Origin of the sequence: Hominisplanchenecus faecis (assembly GCF_020687205.1) — a bacterium.
Classification (GTDB): domain Bacteria; phylum Bacillota; class Clostridia; order Lachnospirales; family Lachnospiraceae; genus Hominisplanchenecus; species Hominisplanchenecus faecis.
The window spans coordinates 14,073-37,227 of sequence record NZ_JAJEQE010000003.1; the positions used below are offsets into that span (position 1 = coordinate 14,073).

The 23,155-nt window shown below is 44.3% G+C and carries 21 protein-coding genes; 17 read left to right on the top strand and 4 right to left on the bottom strand.

Going from position 1 to position 23,155, the window contains the following annotated elements:
- Window positions 1-69: 69 nt before the first annotated feature.
- The 4 genes from LKD42_RS01525 to LKD42_RS01540 form a co-directional block, all read right to left on the bottom strand.
- The gene (locus LKD42_RS01525; RefSeq protein WP_248834597.1) at window positions 70-960 is read right to left on the bottom strand and encodes a tyrosine-type recombinase/integrase; all 891 of its coding nucleotides are present in this window, start codon (window positions 958-960) and stop codon (window positions 70-72) included.
- Window positions 932-2,053, bottom strand: a complete 1,122-nt coding sequence (locus LKD42_RS01530) for a replication initiation factor domain-containing protein (protein ID WP_215659150.1) — start codon at window positions 2,051-2,053, stop codon at window positions 932-934. The genes LKD42_RS01525 and LKD42_RS01530 overlap by 29 nt, the downstream gene beginning before the upstream one ends.
- Window positions 2,054-2,376: 323 nt before the next feature.
- On the bottom strand, window positions 2,377-2,604 hold the full coding sequence (locus LKD42_RS01535; RefSeq protein WP_022118066.1) for a helix-turn-helix domain-containing protein: 228 nt from the start codon (window positions 2,602-2,604) through the stop codon (window positions 2,377-2,379).
- Window positions 2,605-2,769: 165 nt separating this feature from the next.
- On the bottom strand, window positions 2,770-3,018 hold the full coding sequence (locus tag LKD42_RS01540) for a hypothetical protein (RefSeq protein ID WP_147632468.1): 249 nt from the start codon (window positions 3,016-3,018) through the stop codon (window positions 2,770-2,772).
- A 192-nt stretch (window positions 3,019-3,210) separates the two neighbouring features.
- Between LKD42_RS01540 and LKD42_RS15185 the strand changes: the two genes are divergently transcribed.
- From LKD42_RS15185 to greA, 17 genes are all read left to right on the top strand, one after another.
- On the top strand, window positions 3,211-3,564 hold the full coding sequence (locus tag LKD42_RS15185; RefSeq protein WP_147632469.1) for a helix-turn-helix domain-containing protein: 354 nt from the start codon (window positions 3,211-3,213) through the stop codon (window positions 3,562-3,564).
- Window positions 3,565-3,917: 353 nt separating this feature from the next.
- Window positions 3,918-4,745, top strand: coding sequence for a hypothetical protein (locus tag LKD42_RS01550; RefSeq protein WP_248834598.1), 828 nt, complete (start codon window positions 3,918-3,920; stop codon window positions 4,743-4,745).
- A gap of 104 nt (window positions 4,746-4,849) precedes the next feature.
- Complete coding sequence (locus LKD42_RS01555) at window positions 4,850-5,980, top strand: CobW family GTP-binding protein (protein WP_248834659.1); 1,131 nt, start codon at window positions 4,850-4,852, stop codon at window positions 5,978-5,980.
- An 18-nt stretch (window positions 5,981-5,998) separates the two neighbouring features.
- Window positions 5,999-6,955, top strand: coding sequence for a TIGR03943 family putative permease subunit (locus LKD42_RS01560; RefSeq protein WP_022118020.1), 957 nt, complete (start codon window positions 5,999-6,001; stop codon window positions 6,953-6,955).
- 113 nt (window positions 6,956-7,068) lie between these two features.
- Complete coding sequence (locus LKD42_RS01565) at window positions 7,069-8,370, top strand: pyrimidine-nucleoside phosphorylase (RefSeq protein WP_248834599.1); 1,302 nt, start codon at window positions 7,069-7,071, stop codon at window positions 8,368-8,370.
- 238 nt (window positions 8,371-8,608) lie between these two features.
- The gene (locus tag LKD42_RS01570) at window positions 8,609-10,183 is read left to right on the top strand and encodes a nitrite/sulfite reductase (RefSeq protein ID WP_248834600.1); all 1,575 of its coding nucleotides are present in this window, start codon (window positions 8,609-8,611) and stop codon (window positions 10,181-10,183) included.
- A 352-nt stretch (window positions 10,184-10,535) separates the two neighbouring features.
- Window positions 10,536-13,019: a LuxR C-terminal-related transcriptional regulator gene (locus LKD42_RS01575; protein ID WP_248834601.1), complete on the top strand. Its 2,484-nt coding sequence runs from the start codon at window positions 10,536-10,538 to the stop codon at window positions 13,017-13,019.
- A 307-nt stretch (window positions 13,020-13,326) separates the two neighbouring features.
- The gene (gene pfkB, locus LKD42_RS01580; RefSeq protein ID WP_248834602.1) at window positions 13,327-14,229 is read left to right on the top strand and encodes a 1-phosphofructokinase; all 903 of its coding nucleotides are present in this window, start codon (window positions 13,327-13,329) and stop codon (window positions 14,227-14,229) included.
- Between the two features lie 122 nt (window positions 14,230-14,351).
- Window positions 14,352-16,262, top strand: coding sequence for a PTS fructose transporter subunit IIABC (locus tag LKD42_RS01585; RefSeq protein WP_248834603.1), 1,911 nt, complete (start codon window positions 14,352-14,354; stop codon window positions 16,260-16,262).
- A gap of 166 nt (window positions 16,263-16,428) precedes the next feature.
- The gene (locus tag LKD42_RS01590; RefSeq protein ID WP_248834604.1) at window positions 16,429-17,184 is read left to right on the top strand and encodes a DeoR/GlpR family DNA-binding transcription regulator; all 756 of its coding nucleotides are present in this window, start codon (window positions 16,429-16,431) and stop codon (window positions 17,182-17,184) included.
- Between the two features lie 116 nt (window positions 17,185-17,300).
- Window positions 17,301-18,248 (top strand): SPFH domain-containing protein, encoded by a 948-nt coding sequence (locus LKD42_RS01595; protein WP_022118764.1) that lies wholly within the window; start codon window positions 17,301-17,303, stop codon window positions 18,246-18,248.
- Between the two features lie 70 nt (window positions 18,249-18,318).
- The gene (argF, locus tag LKD42_RS01600; RefSeq protein WP_173896349.1) at window positions 18,319-19,308 is read left to right on the top strand and encodes an ornithine carbamoyltransferase; all 990 of its coding nucleotides are present in this window, start codon (window positions 18,319-18,321) and stop codon (window positions 19,306-19,308) included.
- A gap of 6 nt (window positions 19,309-19,314) precedes the next feature.
- Window positions 19,315-19,584: a hypothetical protein gene (locus tag LKD42_RS01605; protein ID WP_248834605.1), complete on the top strand. Its 270-nt coding sequence runs from the start codon at window positions 19,315-19,317 to the stop codon at window positions 19,582-19,584.
- Between the two features lie 202 nt (window positions 19,585-19,786).
- Entirely contained in the window at window positions 19,787-20,767 is a 981-nt protein-coding gene (locus tag LKD42_RS01610) for a biotin--[acetyl-CoA-carboxylase] ligase (protein WP_248834606.1), read from the top strand.
- Between the two features lie 67 nt (window positions 20,768-20,834).
- The gene (locus tag LKD42_RS01615; RefSeq protein ID WP_243872536.1) at window positions 20,835-21,215 is read left to right on the top strand and encodes a DUF6145 family protein; all 381 of its coding nucleotides are present in this window, start codon (window positions 20,835-20,837) and stop codon (window positions 21,213-21,215) included.
- Window positions 21,205-22,164, top strand: a complete 960-nt coding sequence (dusB, locus tag LKD42_RS01620; RefSeq protein WP_173866297.1) for a tRNA dihydrouridine synthase DusB — start codon at window positions 21,205-21,207, stop codon at window positions 22,162-22,164. The genes LKD42_RS01615 and dusB overlap by 11 nt, the downstream gene beginning before the upstream one ends.
- A gap of 497 nt (window positions 22,165-22,661) precedes the next feature.
- Entirely contained in the window at window positions 22,662-23,144 is a 483-nt protein-coding gene (gene greA, locus LKD42_RS01625; protein ID WP_022118758.1) for a transcription elongation factor GreA, read from the top strand.
- Window positions 23,145-23,155 lie beyond the last annotated feature (11 nt).

Genomic DNA, 23,155 nt, shown 5'->3' on the forward strand with positions numbered 1-23,155 from the left:
GGCTTTATGTTTGGGCGTTCCGCCCGCTTCTTTGTTTCTTGCGTATCAGCATAGAAACCTTACAACGTTTCAAAATCCCATTACTTTATCTAAATGAGATATGTGGGATGTACTGTAAATGACTTGATTGGCGATATGTAAATAACGTTCGGTGGTTTTGACATCTTCGTGACCGAGAATCGTAAGAAGTGCGTATATATCCATACTACCTTTTTCGTTGTACTGATCTATTAAGAAGTTTGTGGCAAAATTGTGCCTTAATCTGTGAGAGCCGAACTCAAAGGGCAACTGTGCCGCCAATTTGTTCATAAACAGTTTGACAGCGTTTCTTGTGATCTGCGAACCATCTTTCGAACAAAATACATATTTCTTATGATACGGACATTTTGCAAAATATTCTTGGAGAAACTGCCGACTCATATTCCCTAATGGCACAAACCGCTCTTTTTCACCTTTTCCAAACACTTTCAAGACTTGTCGGGACATATCCACATCACAGGTTTTCAAAAGACAGGCTTCGTTTTGTCGCAAGCCACTATCTAACATGAGTGATACAATCGCACAGTTTCTTAATGAAAGCCAAGAATCGTCCTTGTGTATAAGTGCAAAGATTTGTTGCAGTTCCGTGTTTGTATAGATATGCGGATTTTTCTTCGGACTTTTCGGGACTTTAATTTTCTTTGTCTGTAAATCAAGATTGTATTCAACCTCTAACCATTTCAAGAAAATTTTGATATGTCTGATATAAGTTGACACGGTTGCTTTTGATAAGTGCCGATCGTAGAGACTTAGAAAGTAAGTTTGATAGTATTCTACTGTAATGGCAGAAACAGGCTCAGAAAGGCAGTCAGAAGCAAAAGAACGGTTAATCTCGCTATAATGAGTAAGAGATTGTTCTGTTAAACCAGCCAGCTTTTTCGAAAGCAGAAATTTATTCAATGCCGTTTCCATATTGTCCATTTTCTTCACTATCCTTTTCGGTGATCTCCATTAAACGCTTGTAAGCTTCTTTAAACATTTTTTGTGCTTCATAAGAGTTTCTATAGAATTGCATAGTAAAATCGCCCATGATTTTTTCAAAATCTCCATCATAAGCATAGATCAGACCGGCAAGCGTAGGCATGACCTGTCTTTGTATCCATTCCAGCTTTGTGTCAATGGAAGCTTCTTTTTTAGGTACAGATAAGCGGAGTGCAGAAGCTGAAGCGATAAACTCCAGCCATTTTTTACAGGTAGAACAGCGAGAACGGTTTGCATTATCCAATTCAATGAAGCGAAGAAAGCCAGCCAACAGAGAAACAGCAGCAGAAGCAAACGGAACAGGCTTAAGTTCATCTGACAAAAGCATATCAACAAAAGCTTCTGAACGAGAGTTACGCAACTGGATTTCCCAGCGAATCCAATCCATATCATCCATTTTTTGCTCCAATGCTTTGTTATAGATACGAATAAAGGCATCGCTTTTATTACTGCCTACATAGATCGTCTCACCCTTAATAGTAGAATCAGAAACGCTGGACTCAACAACACGCTTATATGTACGAAATTTTGTGACCATCTGTTTATTTTCAACTAAAGCATTTATTTCTCCCAAGGTGAAGAAAGATGCAAAATCATCGAGAGCCACGTCGATACGGGTAAACTTTGCGATACGGCGAATATAAGCCAGAAGAAGCACAACAATATTTTCTTTGTTTTGAAAATCAAAATCCTCAGGAAGCTGGAGTGCTTTCTCACCAAAAGGCGTATCACAAGTAAGTTTGTTTTCAAAGGCTTCAAAGAAATGATGGATAGCAGAGCCGGAAACGTCAACATGCACACCCATACCCATTTGTCCGTCATATAAAACGCGAATGAGTCCATTGTTTCCGTTTACACGGTGTGTATACTGCTTGCGGTAACCGTTTAAGCCACGTACTTCTTCCTTAAATTCTTCTATATCCATGCCAAAGTATTCTATAACGCCTTTAGGAGTCATAGACTTCTGGACAGTGAAAGAGAGCCAGTCAATTTTTATCATAAGTTTATCATTATATTCTTCGTGAGATTTCATAAAGTTTGTTCCTCCATCATTGAATTTGGTGCCCCCCTGTTAGTAAATGGGGGCTGAACACATTTATTTTGCTACGCTTGCGTGCCGCTTCGCTGGCACTGCCACGCTCCCAGCTTGTGCGGAGAAGGGAACCCATCACCCCATCAACGCACACACTGGAGACGTAGCAATGTACAGTGAATTTACAAAAAAGGTTGAGAAGTGTTGCTACTGTCAAGTATAAGGAGACAGCTTCGCTGTCTCTGGTGTGATGTGCGGAGTCCGCACTGCGGACACCTCGCCCACACACCTACCAGACTTCAATATCATCGAATCTTTGCTATTCAACAATACAATCCCTCAAAAAAATCATTCGGTTCAACATCAAGCACCACGCAAAGCAACAAAAGCAATTCGAACGTAAATGGAACAGTCACGCTACCGGACTCCAGAGCCAGAAGAGTGTCAACCGACAACCCCGAACGGCTCGCCAGATCAGCAACCGACAACTCACGCATCTGTCTTAAGGCTTGTAAATTTCCAGCCATACGTTTTCGAACAAACAGCATCATTTTTCTTAACCTCCCAATTTCATCCTATAAACAACCCAGTAAGGGACGGCTACGCCGTTCTTACTGGCTATCAGCAGTGTTTTATTTGCGAACCATGTCAAGGACAAGCAAGTGCCTACGGCATCCTTGACACTTGCCATAATGTACCAAATAATGAAATATACTTTATGGCAAAATTTCTATATTTTGAGCAAGTGAAAGTTTATTTAAAATAGAAACAAGAGTTTCACGTGCTCTTACCACACCTTCATCACCATAAGATGTATTAAACACAATATCACGCACAACATCATGTACATTCATATCATGCAAAACATAATACTTAACAAAACCAGATAAAACAGTAGAATCATTTAAGTTGCCATGTGCAAGGTCAAAAAGCCATATTTTCATATCTGCATTTATTCTACTCATAAAAACAACACCTCACTTTAAATAAACTTTTGCTTTTAAATAATAAACGTTCGCTAAGTAAAATATAGCAAACAAACAAAGTGAAGTCAATAGAAAAATAAACAAATACTAATTTTTTTTATTTGACAGCTAATTTTTTTCAATATATACTGAAAATAAGAGAAACTAACTATTAAAAGTCGAGGTGAAAATATGATAAAATACTATAAATTATTTGATTTGCTCAACAGAAGAGGTTTAAAGAAAAAAGACTTGCAACAAATTATATCAGCACCAACAATCGCAAAACTCTCTAAAGGCGAAACTGTAAAAACAGATATCATTGACAAAATATGTTTATTCCTTGATTGTCAACCGGGCGATATTATGGAAACTTTCAAAGCGATAGAGATTACAGAGAAAGACGGCACAAAGAGGACAGTTAAACTAAAGACAAGTAATGCGGACGAAGATATTAGACAATATTATCTGGAAGAAATGCAAAGAGAGAGAGAAATATCATACTCACGAGTGCGAAAAGAAATGGAAAAAAACGAAAACTCTTAATCAGGGTGTCCAGGGTTCGAACCCCTGATCGCGCACTATAAAAGCACTGTTTTGGATGACAAGTAGAGAGCATCGGGGACGGTGCTTTTTTTCGTGCAGTTTGCACAAAAGAGAAGTCCCACTTGTTGACCGTAATTTGTGTTGAGTTCAGGAATCAAAAATTGGCTGTGCTTTTTTCTCCGGTGTACGCCTTTGGACTTGTTAGAATGATTCGGGTGTGTTATATTAGACATAGAACTCTAAAATCAAGTCGAACGTATGCGAGACTTGGCATGCGATTCTGGTCGGTTTGGATGATATTTACTTAGCAGAATCGATGTGCATTTACACACAATAAGACAGGGGTTGATATCATGGGATTTTTTGACAAAGCTTTAAAAAAGGTACAGGATGTGGGAGAAAACATTGCCGCATCAGCAAACAATGTAAAAACAGTTGTTGAGACAAGTGTACAGGATACAATGGAGATCACCGGTCTGAAAAGACAGATCCGTGAATTAGAGAAAGAAATGGATGCACAGTATCTGCAGATCGGAAAGAAATATGCAGAATTTGTAGCAGATATGGATGATGCAGAACCGGAAACAGCAGAAAATGAAGCAGCCGAAGCAACAGAATCTTCAGAAGTGATCGATGAAGTGAAGGAAGAAGCAATTGACGAAGTAAAGGCAGAAGCAGCAGCTGAAACGGTCGATGAAGCAAAAGAAGAAGCAGCTGATGAAACCATCGATGAAGTGAAAGCAGAAGATACAGCAGAAACGATCGACGAAGAAAAAGAAGTATCCGAAGAGCCGGCAGAAGATAAAGTTGCAGAAGAATCTGATGAGGACGAAGAGCCGGTGTTTGATGTTTCTGATTTCCTGACGATCATCAAACAGGATCAGGCAAAGAAAAAGGAGCTGGAAAATCAGCTGGCGGAAGTAGAGAAGAGAGCAAAACAGAATACACTTCTTCGTGAAAAGACAAAAGCGGAAGAGTCTTTTGAACAGGAAAAAGGCGTTCTCGACAAAGCACTTGCCATGGAAATTATTTCTAAGGAAGAATATGAGCAGAAGCTGAATATTGCCAGGAAAAAAGTAGAAAATTTTGAAGAGATCAAAAAAATCGAGCAGCAGTTCGAGATGGGCATTATCACAAAAGAAGAAAAAGATGAGAAAATAAATGCCATTCTGAATGCCTGACAAATCTGGTGTCTGCTTTACAGAATCAAAATCAGGTTGTATAATCGGGGCAGAATGTCGTCCGCTGGATGGAAGAAATGGATAAAGGAGATGTAGAAGTTATTATGGTAAAGATTGATATTATTTCCGGTTTTTTGGGTGCAGGTAAAACGACCCTGATCAAAAAACTGTTACAGGATGCATTTAAAGGACAGCAGGTGGTATTGATTGAGAATGAATTCGGCGAGATCGGTATTGACGGTGGATTTTTGAAAGATGCAGGAATCGAGATCAAAGAAATGAATTCCGGCTGTATCTGCTGCTCTCTGGTAGGAGATTTCGGAACTGCTTTGAAAGAAGTGGTAGAGAAATATCACCCGGATCGCATCGTGATCGAGCCGTCAGGTGTCGGCAAACTTTCTGACGTTATCCATGCAGTTGAAAATCTGCATCTGGAAGCAGACGGAGAAGTGAAACTGAACAGTGCCGTTACGGTTGTCGATGTTCTGAAATGCAAAATGTATCTGAAGAACTTTGGTGAATTCTTCAAGAATCAGGTAGAAGCAGCCGGCACGATCATCCTGAGCCGTACCGATACAAAGAAGGCAACACCGGAAAAAATCGAAGCTGCCATCGAACTGATCCGTGAACTGAATCCGGATGCTACGATCATCACAACACCGGTGGAAGATCTGGGTGGACAGAAGATCCTGGACACGATCGAAGGAATGAAGATCGACCTTTCTCATGTAGAAGAGGATCATGACCACGACGATCATGAGCATCACCATGACCATGGAGAGGGCTGCACCTGCGGCTGCCATGATCACGATCACGAAGAGCATGAGCATCATCACGATCATGAACATCATCATAACCACGAGGGTCATGATCATCACCATGACCATGGAGAGGGCTGCACCTGTGGCTGCCATGACCATGACCACGATGGACATCATCATCACCATCATCACGCAGATGAGGTATTTACAAGCTGGGGTAAGGAAACCGTCCGTAAATACAGCCGTGAAGAGATTGAAAAGATTCTGAAAACTCTGTCAGAAGACGATTCTTACGGAATGATCCTGCGTGCAAAAGGTATGCTGGAGAGCGAAGACGGTGTCTGGACTTATTTTGACATGGTTCCGGAAGAAGTGGATATCCGTGAGGGAAGTGCAGAATACACAGGACGTATCTGCGTGATCGGTTCCAAACTGGATGAAGCAAAATTAGAGCAGCTGTGGTTTGCGAAATAAGGAACAAGGTAAAAAAAGATGAGTGATTTTAATATTTCAACACCGGTTTATCTTGTGACCGGTGTCCTGGAGAGCGGCAAAACTTCTTTTCTGGATTTTACTGCGAAACAGGATTACTTTCAAATAGAAGGAACAACACTTCTGATCACCTGCGAAGAGGGTGAGGAGGAGTACGACGAGAAAGAACTTCTGAAATACAACACGGTTGTCGAGAAGATCGAAGAGCCGGAGGATTTTACATTTGAGAACCTCCGTGTTCTGCATCGCAAATATCATCCGGAGCGAGTGCTGCTTGAGTACAATCCGCTCTGGGGTGTCAACAAACTGCGTGCGATGAAACTGCCGCTTGGATGGGGCATTTCTCAGGAGATCGTGATCGTAGACGGCAGCAGCTATCAGATCTACCGTGCAAATATGCAGTCTCTGTTCTCAGAGATGGTGCAGAATGCAGATATGGTGATCTTCAATCGCTGTAAATCAAGTGATCCGCTGACCAATTATCGAAGAGGCATCAAGGTTGTCAATCCTTCCTGTGATATCAGCTTTGAGGATGAGGATGGTGAACTGATCGACCTGTTTGAGGAAAACACGCCGTACGATATGGATGCTCCGATTATCGAAATAGAAGATGTGGATTACGGTATCTTCTATGTGGATATGGATGACCATCCGGACAAATACGTGGGGAAAACGGTGAAGTTCAAGGCTCGTGCCATGAAGAGCAAAAACAAAGAGGCACCTTATTTTGTGCCGGGAAGAAAAGCGATGACTTGCTGTGCAGATGATATGCAGATGATCGGCTACATCTGTAAGAGTCCGATCGCTCCGCAGCTGAAACATGGACAGTGGGTTATGGTCACTGCAAGGGTAGCATTTGAATACGATAAGTTTTATCGCGGAAAAGGTCCTGTGCTGTATGCAAGCAAGGTAGAACCGTGCGAACCGCCGGCAGATGAAATGGTATATTTTAACTAAGTAAGCAAAACGCTGGCGAAAGCCGGCGTTTTGTGCGTTTGGTCTGATACAGCTTCCGGCGGACAGCAGAGGTGCAGGATATCAGATTTTTTCTGCGGATTGGGGGTTTTATTATGAGAATGTATGATCTGATCAGGAAAAAGCGAGATGGGGAAAGATTAGCAAAAGAAGAAATTGACTGGATGATCCGAAGTTATACAAATGGGGAAATCCCAGATTATCAGATGTCAGCACTGATGATGGCGATTTATTTTCGAGGGATGAATGAACAGGAAACCTTAAATCTGACGCTTGCCATGGCGGACAGCGGAGAGCGGCTGGATCTTTCGGCAATCCATGGGATTAAAGTTGACAAGCATTCGACAGGAGGTGTTGGGGACAAGACATCGCTGGCACTTGTTCCGCTTGTAGCTTCCTGCGGAATTCCGGTAGCGAAAATGAGCGGCAGAGGCCTTGGGCATACCGGTGGCACGATCGACAAGCTGGAGAGCTTTTCCGGATTTTCAACGGCAATCCCGGTTGAAACGTTTATAAAGAATGTCAACACGATCGGCATTTCGATCATGGGACAGACGGCAGATCTGGCTCCGGCTGACAAAAAACTCTATGCCCTGCGGGATGTGACGGCGACCGTGGACAATCTTTCACTGATCGCCAGCTCGATCATGAGCAAGAAACTGGCTGCCGGTGCCGATGCGATTGTTCTGGATGTCAAGACCGGAAGCGGAGCTTTTATGAAAAGCGAAGAAGATGCGTTTGCTCTGGCAGAAGAGATGGTGACGATCGGCAAAAATGCAGGGCGTCAGATGCATGCACTGATCACCGATATGGATCAGCCGCTTGGTTATGCAATCGGAAATGCTCTGGAAGTAAAGGAAGCGATCGCAACTTTGAACGGCAGCGGCCCGGAAGATTTCACGGAGCTGGTTCTGGCACTCGGAAGCCGGATGCTGATCGCCGGCAAAAAGGCAGAGGATGTCGCTTCCGCAGAAAAAATGCTGCGGCAGTCCATCCAGAATGGAGATGCACTTAGAAAACTGGAAGCATTTGTCAAAGCACAGGGCGGCACAGGAGAAGAAGTTTCTCATCCGGAGAAACTGCCTGCAGCCTCTATGCAGATTGCAGTACCATCGCCGAAGAGCGGCTATATTTCTCATATCCAGTGTGATGAAATCGGAGTCTGCTCCCTGCTTCTTGGAGGCGGAAGAGAGACAAAAGACAGTGTGATCGACCTTTCGGTAGGACTGGAGCTGAAAAAGAAAGTCGGAGATTATGTCGAAAAAGGTGAGACACTGGCGGTTCTGCATGCAAATGATCAGGAAAAAGCCGGGCAGGCAGAAGAGAGATTCCTGCGTGCATACCGGTTTTCCGAGACGCAACCACCGAAACGTCCGATGATTTTCGGAGAAATTTAAAAGAATTTCAAATAATACATATGAAACATACTGAAATTATGGTATAAAGAAAGCGTGATGTAAAATTGAGTGTCTTACTCTGCAAAAAGCAATTTGTATAACTTTACCGCAGAGAAGCATTCCCCCGCTTCAACTGCACGGAGCACTAAGCGGTGGCAGGAGTGAAAATCTGCTCAGGAGTATCTTTATGACATCATTTGTTTAAAACAAAAGAATAAATAATATGAGGAGAACTGATATGGAACAGCTGATTCAGGAATGGAGAGCATCTCTTCCGAAATTCCGGGAGATGACAGAAAAATTTTATGCGAAAGAAGTAAGCGTGAAAGAATACAAAGGATTTTCCGGAGGATACGGAAGCTATGCCCAGAAAGGCGGCGAGGCAAGCATGCTGCGTCTGCGTATGCCGGGCGGAAGACTGACAAAAGAAAAACTGAAATTTATCGCAGAGATGGTAGAACAGTATCATGTGGACAAAGCACATTTTACGACTTGCCAGGCAGTGCAGCTGCATGATCTGGACAAAGACAGTGTCTGTGACATCATGGAAAAAGCAGTGGATGTCGGTATCATCACAAAAGGCGGCGGCGGAGATTTCCCGCGAAATGTGATGTGCTCTCCGCTTTCCGGCGTAGAAATGGGAGAATATTTTGACGTACTGCCGTATGCAGAGGCTGTGTCTGATTATCTTCTGAAAAACGCAGATAAAGTGACCATGCCGCGAAAACTGAAAGTCGGATTTTCCAATTCTCCGGCCAATGTGACACATGCGACCTTTCGTGATCTTGGATTTGTAGCAGCAGAGGACGGAACATTTACCGTATATAGTGCGGGCGGACTGGGCAACAATCCACGCATGGGTGTGAAAGTGGCAGAAAACGTAGAGCCGTCACAGATCCTGTATTATGTGCAGGCGATGGTCAATACCTTCCTGGCATACGGAAACTATGAGAACCGCGGAAAAGCCAGAACACGTTATATGCAGGAAAAACTGGGAAGCGAAGGCTATGTGAAGGCATTTCTGGAGAAACTCGAAGAAGTAAAGAAAAATGAAAAACTGGATCTGAACCTTGCTGTTTCCGGTACAGAAAAAGCAGCCGACGGTGAACTTCAGACAGAAAACAAACGAATCGTGGCACAGAAACAGCCGGGACTGTATGCAGTAAAATATCATCCGATCGGCGGTGTGCCGAAAGTGTCAAAATTTGGCGAGATCTATGAAAGCATCAAAGATGTATCGGATGCAGAAATCCGCATTTCACCGGATGAGACAGTCTATATCATCAACCTGACGGCAAAAGAAGCAGAAAAAGTGCTTGCAGCTACGGATGACGGAGCAGAAACTTTATTCGAAAGTTCCGTATCCTGTATCGGAGCAACGATCTGCCAGGTTGGTGTGCGTGATTCCCAGGGACTTTTAAGAAAACTGGTTGAGACAGCAAAAGAATATGATTTTGTGGACGGTGTACTGCCGCAGATCCATATTTCCGGATGTACTTCATCCTGTGGGACACATCAGATTGGAAAGATCGGTTTCCACGGCGGAGTAAAGAGAATAGACGGTGTGACAGAGCCGGTATTTACGCTTCATGTGAACGGCTGTGACAGACAGGGGCAGGAGGCATTTGGTGAATCCTGGGGCATGATCAAAGAAAGCGATATCCCGGACTTTCTCATGGAAGTTGGAAAAACCGTTCAGCAGGAAAACACCGTGTTTGCCACATGGTATGAAAAGACACCGGAGAAATTAAAAGAGATTGCTGAAAAATATCTGATTAATTCAAGTCGAACGCACGTGAGACTTGGTGCGTGATTCTGGTCAGCGAAAGCTGACATATTCTTCTCAGAATCACTGCACATCCTCGCGGAGCGTTTATCTCAGTCGGAGATTGTACTCCCACTGAGAAAGACTTGTTATTACTCACCACTTGCAGAAGTGGGAGTCTTCTCGACTGAGATAAAAAACTTTTGACTTCAATGGATGCCTGCGAATTGCTCCATTACAAAGTAACTCTCACAATCCTGTAAATTTTTCCTGTTTTTCAGAAAAAAACTAGCCGTTTGGATAGTGTACAAAATACAGAAAAATTGCTATACTTTTTCTTGGGAAGAGGAACTTATAAACATAAAATGCAGGAAAACAGCAGAGAAAGCAGGGTGTTGCATTGGCAGAAAACAGCATGTGGGAAGAGATGATGCAAGGGGAGAAAATCTGCTATGTAAAACCCCGCCGTGCAATCAGGCGGCTGAAAGCGGCAGATGAAGAGAATATAACAGCGTATATTTATGGGGTCAGCGGTTGCGGCAAAACGGAACTGGTCATGCGATATCTGAAGAACCGGAAATATACGCTGTTTAACGCTGGTTTGGTAACAGTGGAGGAGCTGCGTGAGATCAAGGTTTCCAAGCAGCGGAAAACCGTGGTGATCAACAGTCTGCACGATATGGCGATGCAGAATGATACTGAGGAGATCCGGGAAGCGATCATCGAACTTGTGGAGCGTGAGGATGTGTGGCTGATTTTGAGCGGACGCTGTGCGGTACCGCCGTGGCTGACTGCTGTGCGGTATCGTGAAGTCTTCTATGTGATCGGTGAGCAGGAGCTGCTGTTTGATGAAGATCAGGCAGATCAGTATATTGCCATGACCGGGATGATCTTCAGTGAAGAACAGCTGGCAAAAGAAAAAGCATACTGCGTTGGTATGCCGATCGGCTGGAGCATCACAAATAGTGTCTATTGGCAGATGCGTATGGGGCAGGATGAAAAGGATGTCACGAAACCGTTTTCAGATGAAGAATACCGGACGATGGTGGGAGAGGCACTGAGCCAGATGTGGGATTATCTGGAATATCATGTCTATGACCGCTGGGAAATATCAATACAGGAATTTCTGATGGAAGTTGCAATTGTGGAAGATTTTACCGTATATATGGCGGAGATGATCACCGGACGCAATGATGTAGAATCGCTTCTTGGAAGGATTCAGTGGATCGGTAATTTCATGGATATTGTCCGAAACGGAAGTGAAACGGTCTACAAACTCAGAAATCAAATGCGGATCAGCATGATCCGGAGGCTGAGGCGAAAATACACAAAAGAGCAGATCCGTAAGCTTTACGAAAATGCAGGACTTTATTACCAGATCAGTAAGCAGCCGTTAAAGGCTCTTTCCATGTATCAACAGGTGAATGACACGGAAAGAATCGCATCGGTGCTGATCGATAATGTGCGGATAGCACCAAACAATGCTTATTATTATGAACTGAAACAGTACTATCTTAAACTGCCGGAAGAAAAAATATGTAAAAGCCCGGAACTGATGTGTGGTATGAGTATGCTGCAGTCGCTGCTTTTAAATACCGAAGAGAGCGAACGTTGGTACCGGGAGCTTCAAAAATATGCAAAAGAACATACCGGAAGTGAACGGCGTTCAGCAAAAGGAAAGATCCTGTATCTGGATATCGGACTTCCGCACCGTGGCAGTGACCATATGGTAGAAATCCTGAAAAATGCATATTTGCTTCTTTTGGATAAAGAAGTAAAAATACAGGAGTTTTCCGTTACCAGCAATCAGGCTTCCCAGATGAACGGCGGCAAGGATTTCTGTGAGTGGAGCAAGCGTGACCGGGAGCTTGCCGGAAGCATTGGCAAGATTGTGGAATTTGTACTTGGAAAATATGGTAAGGGGCTTGTAAATCTGGCACTTGCAGAAAGCTTTTTTGAAAAGGGCGGAGATAATTATGAAGTTGCGATGCTTGCAAATAAGGGAAGAATACAGGCGGAGGCAGGAGGCAAGATCGAGCAGTGTTTTGTCGGAGACGGCATGCTTGCCTGGCTTCATATTATTACCGGAAAAGTAAAAGAAGCGGAGGAGCTTCTGACCAGATTCAAGGGTAAAGCACAGCAGGAAAATGCAGAAAGAATTCTGCCGAATATCGATACCTTTCTCGTTCGCTGTGCATTATATGATGCGGACAAAGCAGCGATTGCAAAATGGCTTGCCCAGGCACCGGATGAAGAACTGATATTCTCTATTTATGATCGTTTTCATTATATTACGAAAGTGCGTGTGTATCTGCAGAATGGCAGAAACGAGCAGGCTTATCATCTGCTTTTGAAATGTGCCTATTATGCAAAAGTGATGCAGCGTACCTACATTGATATAGAAGTGAAACTGCTTCTTGCGATCACGCAGTACCGCATGGGTGAGAAAAAATGGGATGAAACACTTGGCGAGGCACTGACAAAAGCAGAAGAATATCATTTTGTACGGATCATCACAAGAGAAGGTGCGGCTATCCGACCGCTGCTTCTGGCGACCTCCTGGAAGCCGTCGGAAGTGGAGAAAAATCCGGCACAGACAAGGAAAAATAAACAATTCTGGGCAAAGGTTCAGGACGAGACAGAAAAAATGGCACGATTCTATCCGGCGTATTTAAAAGTGGGTGTGGAAGAAGTCACATTGAGTGATACAATGCTTCGAATCCTGAAACTGCAGGCAGATGGAATGTCAAAAGAAAAAATTGCGGCAGAGCTGAATATGACAACCGCTAATGTAAAATATCATACACAGCAGATCTACAAAAGACTCGGTGTTTCCAATAAGGCAGGAGCCGTGATGGAAGCGGGCAAACGAGGACTGATCTGAAAATGCAAAGAAAAGAAACCACAGCACTTGCTGACTGAATCGGTCGGTGGTGCGTGGTTTTTTTTATCTCAGTCGGAGAAAACTCCCGCTTCTATAAATGGCGAGCAACAAATTTGACCCTGACATCATGGCAAATTTTGAATGCAAATTGAATGAATATGAATGAAAATGAACGTTTGTGAAAACTATACAAAAACAGAAAGGGAAATTTGTGAATTAGTATGATTGAAATTGAATGAATATGATTGTATAATACAATCATGAAACAGAGAGGCACACCAAAGTGCAAAAGAAAGAGGTAAGGCATATGATTTATACGGTAACATTTAATCCTTGTCTGGATTATATCGTAGGTGTGGAAGATTTTCAACTGGGAATGACAAACCGCACCTGTTCAGAGCAGATGTTTGCCGGTGGAAAGGGGATCAACGTCTCTATCGTTCTGAAAAATCTCGGCATTGAGAGTACGGCACTTGGATTTATCGCCGGTTTCACCGGAGAGGAGATCCGCAGAAAAGTCGAGAAGATGGGCATTACATCCGAATTTATCCAGCTTGAGAATGGATTTTCTAGGATCAACATCAAACTCAAATCCATCGATGGAACGGAGATCAACGGCACAGGACCTTCGATCGGAAATGAAGAACTTGAAAGATTGCTTAAGAAACTGGATACACTGAAAAAGGGAGATGTGCTGATCCTTGCAGGCAGCATCCCGGCAAGTCTTCCGGATTCTATTTACAGTGATATTATGGAACGTCTGGAAGAAAAAGAGGTCATGATCGTGGTGGATGCGACAAAAGACCTTCTGGTCAATGTACTGAAATACCATCCGTTCCTCATCAAACCAAACAATCATGAACTGGGCGATATCTTTGGAGTGGAGATCAGAGAGCGTGACCAGGTAGCACCATATGCGAAGAAGTTACAGGAGATGGGAGCAAGAAATGTTCTGGTTTCCATGGCAGGCAAAGGTGCAGTGCTTCTTGCTGAGGATGGCAGCGTATATGAAAGCCCGGCACCGAAAGGTAAACTGATCAATGCGGTTGGAGCCGGAGATTCCATGGTGGCTGGTTTTACTGCAGGTTATATGCAGAAAGGCAGCTATGAACATGCATTCAAAATGGGCGTTTCCACCGGAAGTGCCAGTGCATTTTCTGAGAATTTTGCCACAAAAGAAGAAGTAGAAGCGATTTATAAAACATTATAAAGATGCCAGGGTCAAAAGCCTGAAACCACGATGTCGAAGTGAGGAACAATTCGTATGGCATTTTTGAATTAGCTTCTTGTAGAAAATCTATCACAAAAAAGAAATGTAAGAAAGGAGAACTTATGAGGATCACAGAACTGCTGGATAAGCGAAGCATCAGGATCGACGGTGCTCCAAAATCCAAGAACGAAGCTCTCGACCAGATGGTCGAACTGATGGCAAAGAGTGGAAAAATCAATGACCTGGAAGCTTATCGCCAGGAAGTATACCGCCGTGAAGAGGAAGGAACGACAGGTGTCGGAGAGGGGATTGCGATCCCTCACGGAAAAGGTGCATTTGTAGATAAGCCGGGACTGGCAGCGATGGTTGTAAAGGACGGTGTAGATTACGATTCTCTTGATGGAGAGCCGGTACATCTGATCTTTCTGATTGCAGCACCGAATACCAAAGACAACGTACATCTGGACGTACTGAGCAAACTTTCCGTACTTCTGATGGATGAGGATTTTTCCAGAGCACTGCAGAATGCAAAAAGCCCGGAAGAATTTATGAAGATCGTCGATGAAGCAGATCAGGAAGCACCGGATCTGGATGAAAAACTGAAAGCAGACGAAGCGACCTCGGAAGATCAGTTCCGTATTCTGGCTGTCACAGCATGCCCGACCGGTATTGCACATACTTACATGGCAGCGGAAGGTCTGGAAAAGGCTGCAAAAGCGAAAGGATGTTTCATTAAAGTAGAGACAAGAGGTTCTGGCGGAGCGAAAAATGTGCTGACTGCGGAAGAAATCAAAAATGCAGACTGCATCATCGTGGCAGCAGACACAAAAGTTCCGATGGATCGATTCAATGGTAAAAAGCTGATCGAAGTTCAGGTTTCTGACGGTATCAGCAAAGCGGATAAACTGATAGAGCAGGCAATGTCCGGAAATGTACCGGTTTATACTGCATCGGAAAATGCAGAAGTTTCCGAGAAAAAAGCAGGAGGCTCCAAAGGCCATCAGATTTATATGCAGTTGATGAATGGTGTTTCACACATGCTGCCATTCGTCGTAGGCGGCGGTATTTTGATCGCTCTTGCATTCCTGATCGATGGACTTTGTGTAGATATGACATCATTGACAGCAGAAGCACGACAGAGTTTCGGTTCGATCACACCGGTGGCGGCAACACTGAAATCCATAGGAGATCTTGCATTTGGATTTATGCTTCCGGTTCTGGCAGGATTTATTGCTATGAGCATTGCAGACAGACCTGGTCTGGCAGTCGGATTTGTGGGTGGTGCAATTGCAGCAAACGGCAAGTCTGGTTTCCTCGGTGCATTAGTAGCAGGTTTTCTGGCAGGCTATCTTATTCTTCTCTTAAAAAAATTGTTCGAAAAACTTCCGGAAGCACTGGAAAAAATTGCCCCAGTCCTTCTCTATCCGGTATTCGGCATTCTGATCGTGGGACTTGTTATGACGTTTGTCGTAGAGCCTCCAATCGGAGCATTGAACACGGCACTGAACACAGCTCTTACAAACATGAGTGGTTCCAGTAAGGTTCTTCTTGGTATCATCGTAGCAGGTATGATGGCAGTTGACATGGGTGGCCCGTTCAACAAAGCGGCCTATGTATTTGGAACGGCATCCATCGCAGCAGGAAATTACGGAATCATGGCAGCAGTTATGATCGGCGGTATGGTTCCTCCGTGTGCGATCGCTCTGGCATCTCTTCTGTTTAAAGATAAATTTACAAAAACAGAAAGAGAATCCGCTCCGACAAACTTTATCATGGGACTTGCATTTATCACAGAAGGTGCGATTCCGTTTGCAGCATCCGATCCGCTGCATGTCATCCCGGCATGCGTGATAGGTTCCGGACTTGCAGGAGCACTTTCCATGGCATTCAACTGTACGCTGATGGCACCGCACGGTGGAATCTTCGTGTTCCCTGTAGTCGGCAATCCGCTGATGTACCTGGCTGCACTGGCAGCAGGAACCGTAGTCGGAGCACTGATGCTCGGTGTGCTTAAGAAAAAAATAGCCGAGTAAACCCAAACTTCATCATAAAACTTTTCCTCAGAAAAACCGCAGTGACTTTAAAGTTGTAAAGCACTGCGGTTTTGCTTTACTTTCTTATCTGCTATGAGCTATAATAAAAGGCGTCAAGGGATGTAACTATATGATTTTTTTGCAGCATGAAAAGGGGTGGGATAATATGCTTACTAAAACACGACAGAAAGAGATCTTGAAACTTCTGGAAAACAGAGGCAGCGTGACACTTCAGGAGTTAAAAGATCATTTAAATACTTCAGAATCTACGATCCGTCGAGATCTGAATACGTTGGATGCACAGGGGAAGCTGGTCAAGGTTTTCGGCGGAGCGGTTGCAGCTGACAACATGAGCATACGCGATGAGCAGGTGTCACGAAGAGAAGAAAAGAATTTAGAAGAAAAAAGACTGATTGCACGTTATGCAGCATCACTGATACAGGATGATGATTTTGTATATCTTGATGCCGGAACGACAACCGGATGTATGCTCGATTATATTTCCGATACGACAACGGCAGTTTTTGTGACGAATGCACCGTCACATGCACAGAAACTGGCACGCAAAGGAATGGAAGTCATCCTGATCGGCGGCAGACTCAAACAGTCTACCGAGGCAGTTGTCGGAGAAGAGGCATGCAGACAGATCGAGAAATTTAATTTCAGCCTCGGTTTCCTGGGCAGCAACGGCGTTTCCGAACGCTCCGGATTTTCGACACCGGATCAGGACGAAGCGATGGTCAAAAAAAGAGCAATCGAACGCATCCACCGGTGCTTTGTTCTCTGTGATCACACGAAATTTTACAAAGTCAGCCCGATCAGCTTTGCAAAATTAGAAGATGCCGTCGTACTGACAGATTCTGCACCGCAGGGCAATTTTCAGGAGATGCCGAACATCGTGGAAATTTCCGAAGATGAGTAGATAGAAATACCAAAAACGGCAAAACTGTAAAAAGTGAAAAGGATGCCGGGAGTGCCTTGAAACAGAGCAATCAGCAGGCATCAAATGAAAAGTGGAAAATAAAGGAGGAAGAAAACATGGGATGGTTGATATTGATCGTACTTCTTTTGATTGTGCTGATACTTTTGCTTTCCTGCGTGAAGATTGTGCCGCAGGCAACCGCAATGGTTGTGGAACGTCTTGGCGGATACCGTGCGACCTGGTCGGTCGGACTTCATGTGAAAGCACCGTTTATTGACCGTGTTGCAAAGAAAGTCATTTTAAAAGAGCAGGTGGTAGATTTTGCACCGCAGCCGGTTATCACAAAGGATAACGTAACAATGCGGATCGATACGGTTGTATTTTTCCAGATCACAGATCCGAAGCTGTTTGCATACGGCGTGGAGAATCCGATCATGGCAATCGAAAATCTGACTGCAACGACACTGCGAAATATCATCGGTGATCTGGAGCTGGATCAGACCCTGACATCCAGAGAGACGATCAACACGAAAATGCGTGCGTCGCTTGATATTGCCACAGATCCATGGGGCATTAAAGTCAACCGTGTGGAGCTGAAAAACATCATTCCGCCGGCTGCAATTCAGGATGCGATGGAGAAGCAGATGAAAGCAGAGCGTGAGCGAAGAGAAGCGATCCTGCGTGCAGAAGGTGAGAAAAAATCTACCGTGCTTGTGGCAGAAGGCAAAAAGGAATCTGCAATCCTGGATGCAGAGGCAGAAAAAACCGCAGCAATCCTGCGAGCAGAAGCACAGAAGGAAAAGATGATCCGCGAAGCCGAAGGTCAGGCAGAAGCGATCCTGAAGGTTCAGAAAGCAAATGCGGACGGTCTGCGTTTCTTAAAAGATGCAGGAGCAGATGAAACCGTTCTGGCACTGAAGAGCTTTGAAGCACTGACAAAAGTGGCAGACGGCAAAGCAACCAAGATCATCATACCATCGGAACTGCAGAATGTTGCCGGCACATTGACAGCACTTGCAGAGACTGTAAAAACCGAGAAAAAAGAAACAGCAGATCCGGTTTAAAAGAAAGTATAGGCCATTTTTGAATTTATGAAAAATGAAATGGTTTGAAACGAATATGGAGGATAAAAAAATGGATTTAAAAGGACGCAATTTTCTGACTTTAAAAGATTTCACGGCAGAGGAAATCATTTATCTGGTCGATCTGGCAGCAGAACTGAAAGAAAAAAAGAAAAAAGGAATCCCGGTTGACACCTTAAGAGGAAAAAATGTGGCTCTGATCTTCGAAAAGACCAGCACGAGAACACGCTGTGCATTTGAAGTAGCAGCACATGACCTTGGCATGGGAACGACTTATCTGGATCCTTCAGGTTCTCAGATCGGCAAAAAAGAGAGCATCCGCGACACCGCACGCGTACTGGGCAGAATGTTCGAAGGTATCGAGTATCGTGGATTTGGACAGGAAATTGTGGAAGAACTGGCAAAATATGCAGGGGTTCCGGTATGGAACGGCCTGACGAACGAATACCACCCGACACAGATGCTTGCTGATATGCTGACGATCCGTGAACACCTCGGACATCTGAAAGGCGTGAAACTGGTATACATGGGCGATGCACGTTACAACATGGGTAATTCTCTGATGATCGCATGTGCAAAACTCGGTATGCATTTCGTAGCATGTGCACCGGAAAAATATTTTCCGAACGCAGCACTGGTTGAGGAATGCCAGGACTATGCAAAAGAGAGCGGCGGAAGCATCACACTGACCGAAGATGTCAAGGTCGGAACCAAAGATGCAGACGTTATCTACACCGATGTATGGGTTTCCATGGGTGAGCCGGATGAAGTCTGGGAAGAGCGTATCCGCGAATTAACTCCATATAAAGTAACAAAAGAAGTGATGGAAAACGCAGGAGAGAAAGCTATTTTCCTGCATTGCCTGCCGGCATTTCATGACTGGGAGACAAAGATCGGAAAAGAAATGGGCGAACGTTTCAACCTCAAAGAAATGGAAGTTACCGATGAAGTATTTGAGTCTGAACAGTCCGTTGTATTTGACGAGGCGGAAAACAGAATGCACACCATAAAAGCAGTTATGGCGGCAACACTTGGAGCATAAAATTTTATGTCAAGAAAAGAAGAAAAATGGATCAAACGGCTGGAGATCTTAGGAGCCTCTGCCGCTGCGATCGTGATCGTATCCGCAGTCGGGACCTTTTTGCTGGATAGTATTGCCATGCAGCTGATGGCACTGGCTGTCGGATGCGGAAGCATAGTCAATGTGGTATTTATGGTACTTTGTTATTATAAAAAGAAGACCATACCGAGCATTATTTTTATGATTTTTGCACTGCTTCTCATAGCAACTTTTATTATGCAGATCATGGCTATGTAAAAATGCCAGGGTAGACATAAAAGTGGAGCGTAAGCTTCACGATATGCGAATAGTGGAGTGTTATGTGCCAGTGGCACATGTTTAACACTGACCGAAGCGGATCGTAGAAAGAATTGTGAGAGTACGAAGTACGGAACAATTCGTATGGCATTTCAGTGTAACTGTGGAAATACAAAGCAGTTTTAAACAGAGGTAAAAGAACATGAAAAGTAAAATACTGAATCGTCTGCGTGGTGCAGAAGAATTTGTTTCCGGACAGCAGCTCTGTGAAGAGTTCGGCGTATCCAGAACGGCAGTATGGAAAGCAATCAATCAGCTTAAAGAAGAAGGCTATGAGATCGAGGCGGTACACAATAAGGGGTATCGCCTTTTAGGATGTCCGGATATTATTTCTGCAGAAGAAGTAAAAAGCAGACTTCATACAGACTGGGCGGGCTGTGAAGTGAAATATTTTGATACACTTGATTCCACCAATATCTGTGCAAAAAGAATGGCAGAAGAAGGAGCACCGAACGGAACGCTGGTGATCGCAGATGAACAGACAGCAGGCCGTGGAAGATGCGGGAGAGCCTGGGAGACGCCGAAAGGCACGGCGATCGCCATGACACTTCTGATGCGTCCGAATCTCCGCCCGGAAAAAGCAAGTATGCTGACTCTGGTGATGGGTATGGCAGTAACAAGGGCAGTCAACGAACTTTACAGTCTGAACTGCCAGATCAAGTGGCCAAATGATGTGGTCTGGGAAGGAAAAAAAATCTGCGGTATTCTGGTAGAAATGAGTGCTGAAATGAATGCGATCCATTACCTGGTTATCGGATGCGGTATCAACGCAAATATGACAGAGTTCCCGGAAGAACTGAAAGAAAAGGCCATTTCCCTGCGAATGATCACCGGGGATGAAGTGGATCGTGCACAGATCATACAGCATTCTCTGGAATGGCTGGAAAAATATTATCAAAAATTTGAAGAGACGAGCGATATGTCCGGACTGATGGAAGAATATAATCAGATGCTGGTGAACAGAGAAAGTGAAGTCTGCGTGCTTGACCCGTGCGGCGAATACCGCGGAAGAGCACTTGGCATTAACGATGCCGGAGAACTGTTGGTGGAAAAAGAAGATGGAACGACAGAAAATGTCTACGCCGGAGAAGTGTCCGTACGTGGTGTGTATGGATACGTGTGAATTACTTTGCAGCGGGCAATTTGTTGGTATCAACAGTAAGAATGCCAGAGGCATTCTTAAACATCGCATGAAACAGAAAGAAGAAAGGAACAACGTCATGAAAAAAGCAAACGAGACAGTCGTTCTGTGCGGAGCGAGTGCCTACGAAGAAAAATATTATCTGAATCCGCAGTTCTCCAAACTGCCGGAGCACATCCGTCAGGAACTGCAGATCATGTGTGTACTGTATACACAGAAAGTAGGCGGAATCCTGATGCTGGAATTTACGCCGGAAGGTCATCTGGAATTTAAGACCGAAGCGAAAGAAAACGACTTCTTCTATGACGAGATCGGAAGCGTACTGGAGATCAAAAAACTTCAGAATGAGAAACGAGAACTGATGGAAGCACTGGAAATGTTTTATCGCGTAGTATTTTTGGGTGAGGAATTCGATTACGATGAAGCTTAAGATAGGAAATGTGGAGATTGCAAATCCGTGTGTGCTGGCACCGATGGCGGGCGTTACGGACCTGCCGTTCCGGCTGCTGTGCAAAGAACAGGGAGTCGGGCTTCTGAGTATGGAAATGGTCAGTGCGAAAGCGATTTCCTTTCATAATAAAAATACGCTGGATTTGATGCAGATCGCAGAGGGAGAAAATCCGATCGCTCTGCAGATCTTCGGTTCCGATCCGGAGATTATGGCACAGTCCGCCGCCGAGATTGAAGAGCGGCCGTTTGATATTCTCGATATCAATATGGGCTGTCCGGTGCCGAAAGTAGTCAATAACGGCGAAGGTTCCGCACTGATGAAGAATCCAAAACTGGCGGGAGAGATCGTGGAGAGGGTTTCCAGAGCAGTAAAAAAGCCGGTGACCGTAAAGATCCGCAAAGGATTTCAGGAGTCCAGTGTCAATGCCGTAGAGATGGCAAAGATTCTTGAGGCATCCGGGGCAGCAGCGATCGCCGTACATGGAAGAACGAGAGAACAGTATTATTCCGGAGAAGCAGACTGGAACATCATCCGCCAGGTCAAAGAGGCCGTTTCCATTCCGGTGATCGGAAACGGGGATATCACCTGTGCAAAAGATGCTGCGAACATGATCGAACAGACCGGATGTGATGGCGTGATGATCGGAAGAGCCTCCCGCGGAAATCCATGGATTTTCCGTCAGGTGAGCGAATATCTGGAAAACGGAAAGATCATTGAGCCGCCGACGATCGCAGAAGTCAAAAAAATGATGCTGCGTCATGCAAGACTGCAGCTGCAGTACCGTGGAGAATACACTGGAATCCGTGAGATGCGAAAACATGTTGCATGGTACACCGCAGGATTTCCGCATTCGGCAAAACTGAGGAAAAGAGTGAATGAAGTCGAATCCATGGAAGCCCTGGAAGAACTTCTGCAAAGCTGGGAGTGAGATAAACGCTTTGCAGTTCGTCTTGAAAACAGTTCAATCCGGAAGCTTAAACGGACGACAATATTTTCCGTAAGGCTGAACTGTTGTAAAAAACGCAGAAAACAAGGGCAGATTGCTTGACAAGGCACAAAACGCAAGGTATAATTTTTGATTACAAGATAGCTGCAAAAAGTGGCTATCTTGTTTCACGAATGTATATTATGATATTGGGGTCAAAAGGTCTTTTGCCCCCAACAAGATGCCTGCGAATTGCTCCGTTACAAAGTAACTCTCGCAATTCTATAAACATTCGGAATCCGCATATTTACTGCGTAAATAGCTACTTCCTCATGTTTAGCGGGTCCCAAGTTCAAATGTCTTATCTTGCAAGCAAGAACGACATTTTGACCTTTTGACCCTGGCATCATAGAATTCCCAAAATTATTTGTTAAAAAGTGCAGGAAAATCTTTCGCTGCACTTAAAGTTATGCTGCTAAGAGTGGCATCAGGAGGTAAAGATGGAAGAAAAGAAGAACTTACTGACTTATGCAGGTTTAAAAGCTCTTGAAGATGAGCTGCATGATCTGAAGGTAAACAGACGTAAAGAAGTTGCCGGTAAGATCAAAGAAGCAAGAGAACAGGGCGACCTTTCAGAGAATGCAGAATACGATGCAGCAAAAGATGAGCAGAGAGATATCGAAGCACGTATCGAAGAAATCGAAAAAATTCTGAAAAATGCGGAAGTAGTTGTAGAAGATGAAGTAGATCTGGACAAGATCAGCGTTGGATGCAGCGTCAAGATTTACGATGAAGAATATGAAGAAGAAATGGAATACAAAATTGTAGGATCTTCCGAGGCAAACAGCCTGAAAGGAAAGATTTCAAATGAATCACCGGTAGGTCATGCACTGCTGGGACATAAAGTAGGCGATGAAGTAACTGTAGAGACTCAGGCAGGAGAAATCCATTATAAAGTACTGAGCATCCACAGATCTAATTAAGGAGTGACAAC

Coding starts and splice junctions, on each gene's coding strand:
- LKD42_RS01535 (WP_022118066.1), bottom strand. CDS start 2,604: ATGATGCTGTTTGTTCGAAAACGTATGGCTGGAAATTTACAAGCCTTA.
- argF (WP_173896349.1), top strand. CDS start 18,319: ATGGATTTAAAAGGACGCAATTTTCTGACTTTAAAAGATTTCACGGCA.
- LKD42_RS01610 (WP_248834606.1), top strand. CDS start 19,787: ATGAAAAGTAAAATACTGAATCGTCTGCGTGGTGCAGAAGAATTTGTT.
- LKD42_RS15185 (WP_147632469.1), top strand. CDS start 3,211: ATGATAAAATACTATAAATTATTTGATTTGCTCAACAGAAGAGGTTTA.
- greA (WP_022118758.1), top strand. CDS start 22,662: ATGGAAGAAAAGAAGAACTTACTGACTTATGCAGGTTTAAAAGCTCTT.
- LKD42_RS01585 (WP_248834603.1), top strand. CDS start 14,352: ATGAGGATCACAGAACTGCTGGATAAGCGAAGCATCAGGATCGACGGT.
- LKD42_RS01595 (WP_022118764.1), top strand. CDS start 17,301: ATGGGATGGTTGATATTGATCGTACTTCTTTTGATTGTGCTGATACTT.
- LKD42_RS01555 (WP_248834659.1), top strand. CDS start 4,850: ATGGTAAAGATTGATATTATTTCCGGTTTTTTGGGTGCAGGTAAAACG.
- LKD42_RS01550 (WP_248834598.1), top strand. CDS start 3,918: ATGGGATTTTTTGACAAAGCTTTAAAAAAGGTACAGGATGTGGGAGAA.
- LKD42_RS01570 (WP_248834600.1), top strand. CDS start 8,609: ATGGAACAGCTGATTCAGGAATGGAGAGCATCTCTTCCGAAATTCCGG.
- dusB (WP_173866297.1), top strand. CDS start 21,205: ATGAAGCTTAAGATAGGAAATGTGGAGATTGCAAATCCGTGTGTGCTG.
- LKD42_RS01560 (WP_022118020.1), top strand. CDS start 5,999: ATGAGTGATTTTAATATTTCAACACCGGTTTATCTTGTGACCGGTGTC.
- pfkB (WP_248834602.1), top strand. CDS start 13,327: ATGATTTATACGGTAACATTTAATCCTTGTCTGGATTATATCGTAGGT.
- LKD42_RS01565 (WP_248834599.1), top strand. CDS start 7,069: ATGAGAATGTATGATCTGATCAGGAAAAAGCGAGATGGGGAAAGATTA.
- LKD42_RS01540 (WP_147632468.1), bottom strand. CDS start 3,018: ATGAGTAGAATAAATGCAGATATGAAAATATGGCTTTTTGACCTTGCA.
- LKD42_RS01605 (WP_248834605.1), top strand. CDS start 19,315: ATGTCAAGAAAAGAAGAAAAATGGATCAAACGGCTGGAGATCTTAGGA.
- LKD42_RS01525 (WP_248834597.1), bottom strand. CDS start 960: ATGGACAATATGGAAACGGCATTGAATAAATTTCTGCTTTCGAAAAAG.
- LKD42_RS01615 (WP_243872536.1), top strand. CDS start 20,835: ATGAAACAGAAAGAAGAAAGGAACAACGTCATGAAAAAAGCAAACGAG.
- LKD42_RS01590 (WP_248834604.1), top strand. CDS start 16,429: ATGCTTACTAAAACACGACAGAAAGAGATCTTGAAACTTCTGGAAAAC.
- LKD42_RS01530 (WP_215659150.1), bottom strand. CDS start 2,053: ATGAAATCTCACGAAGAATATAATGATAAACTTATGATAAAAATTGAC.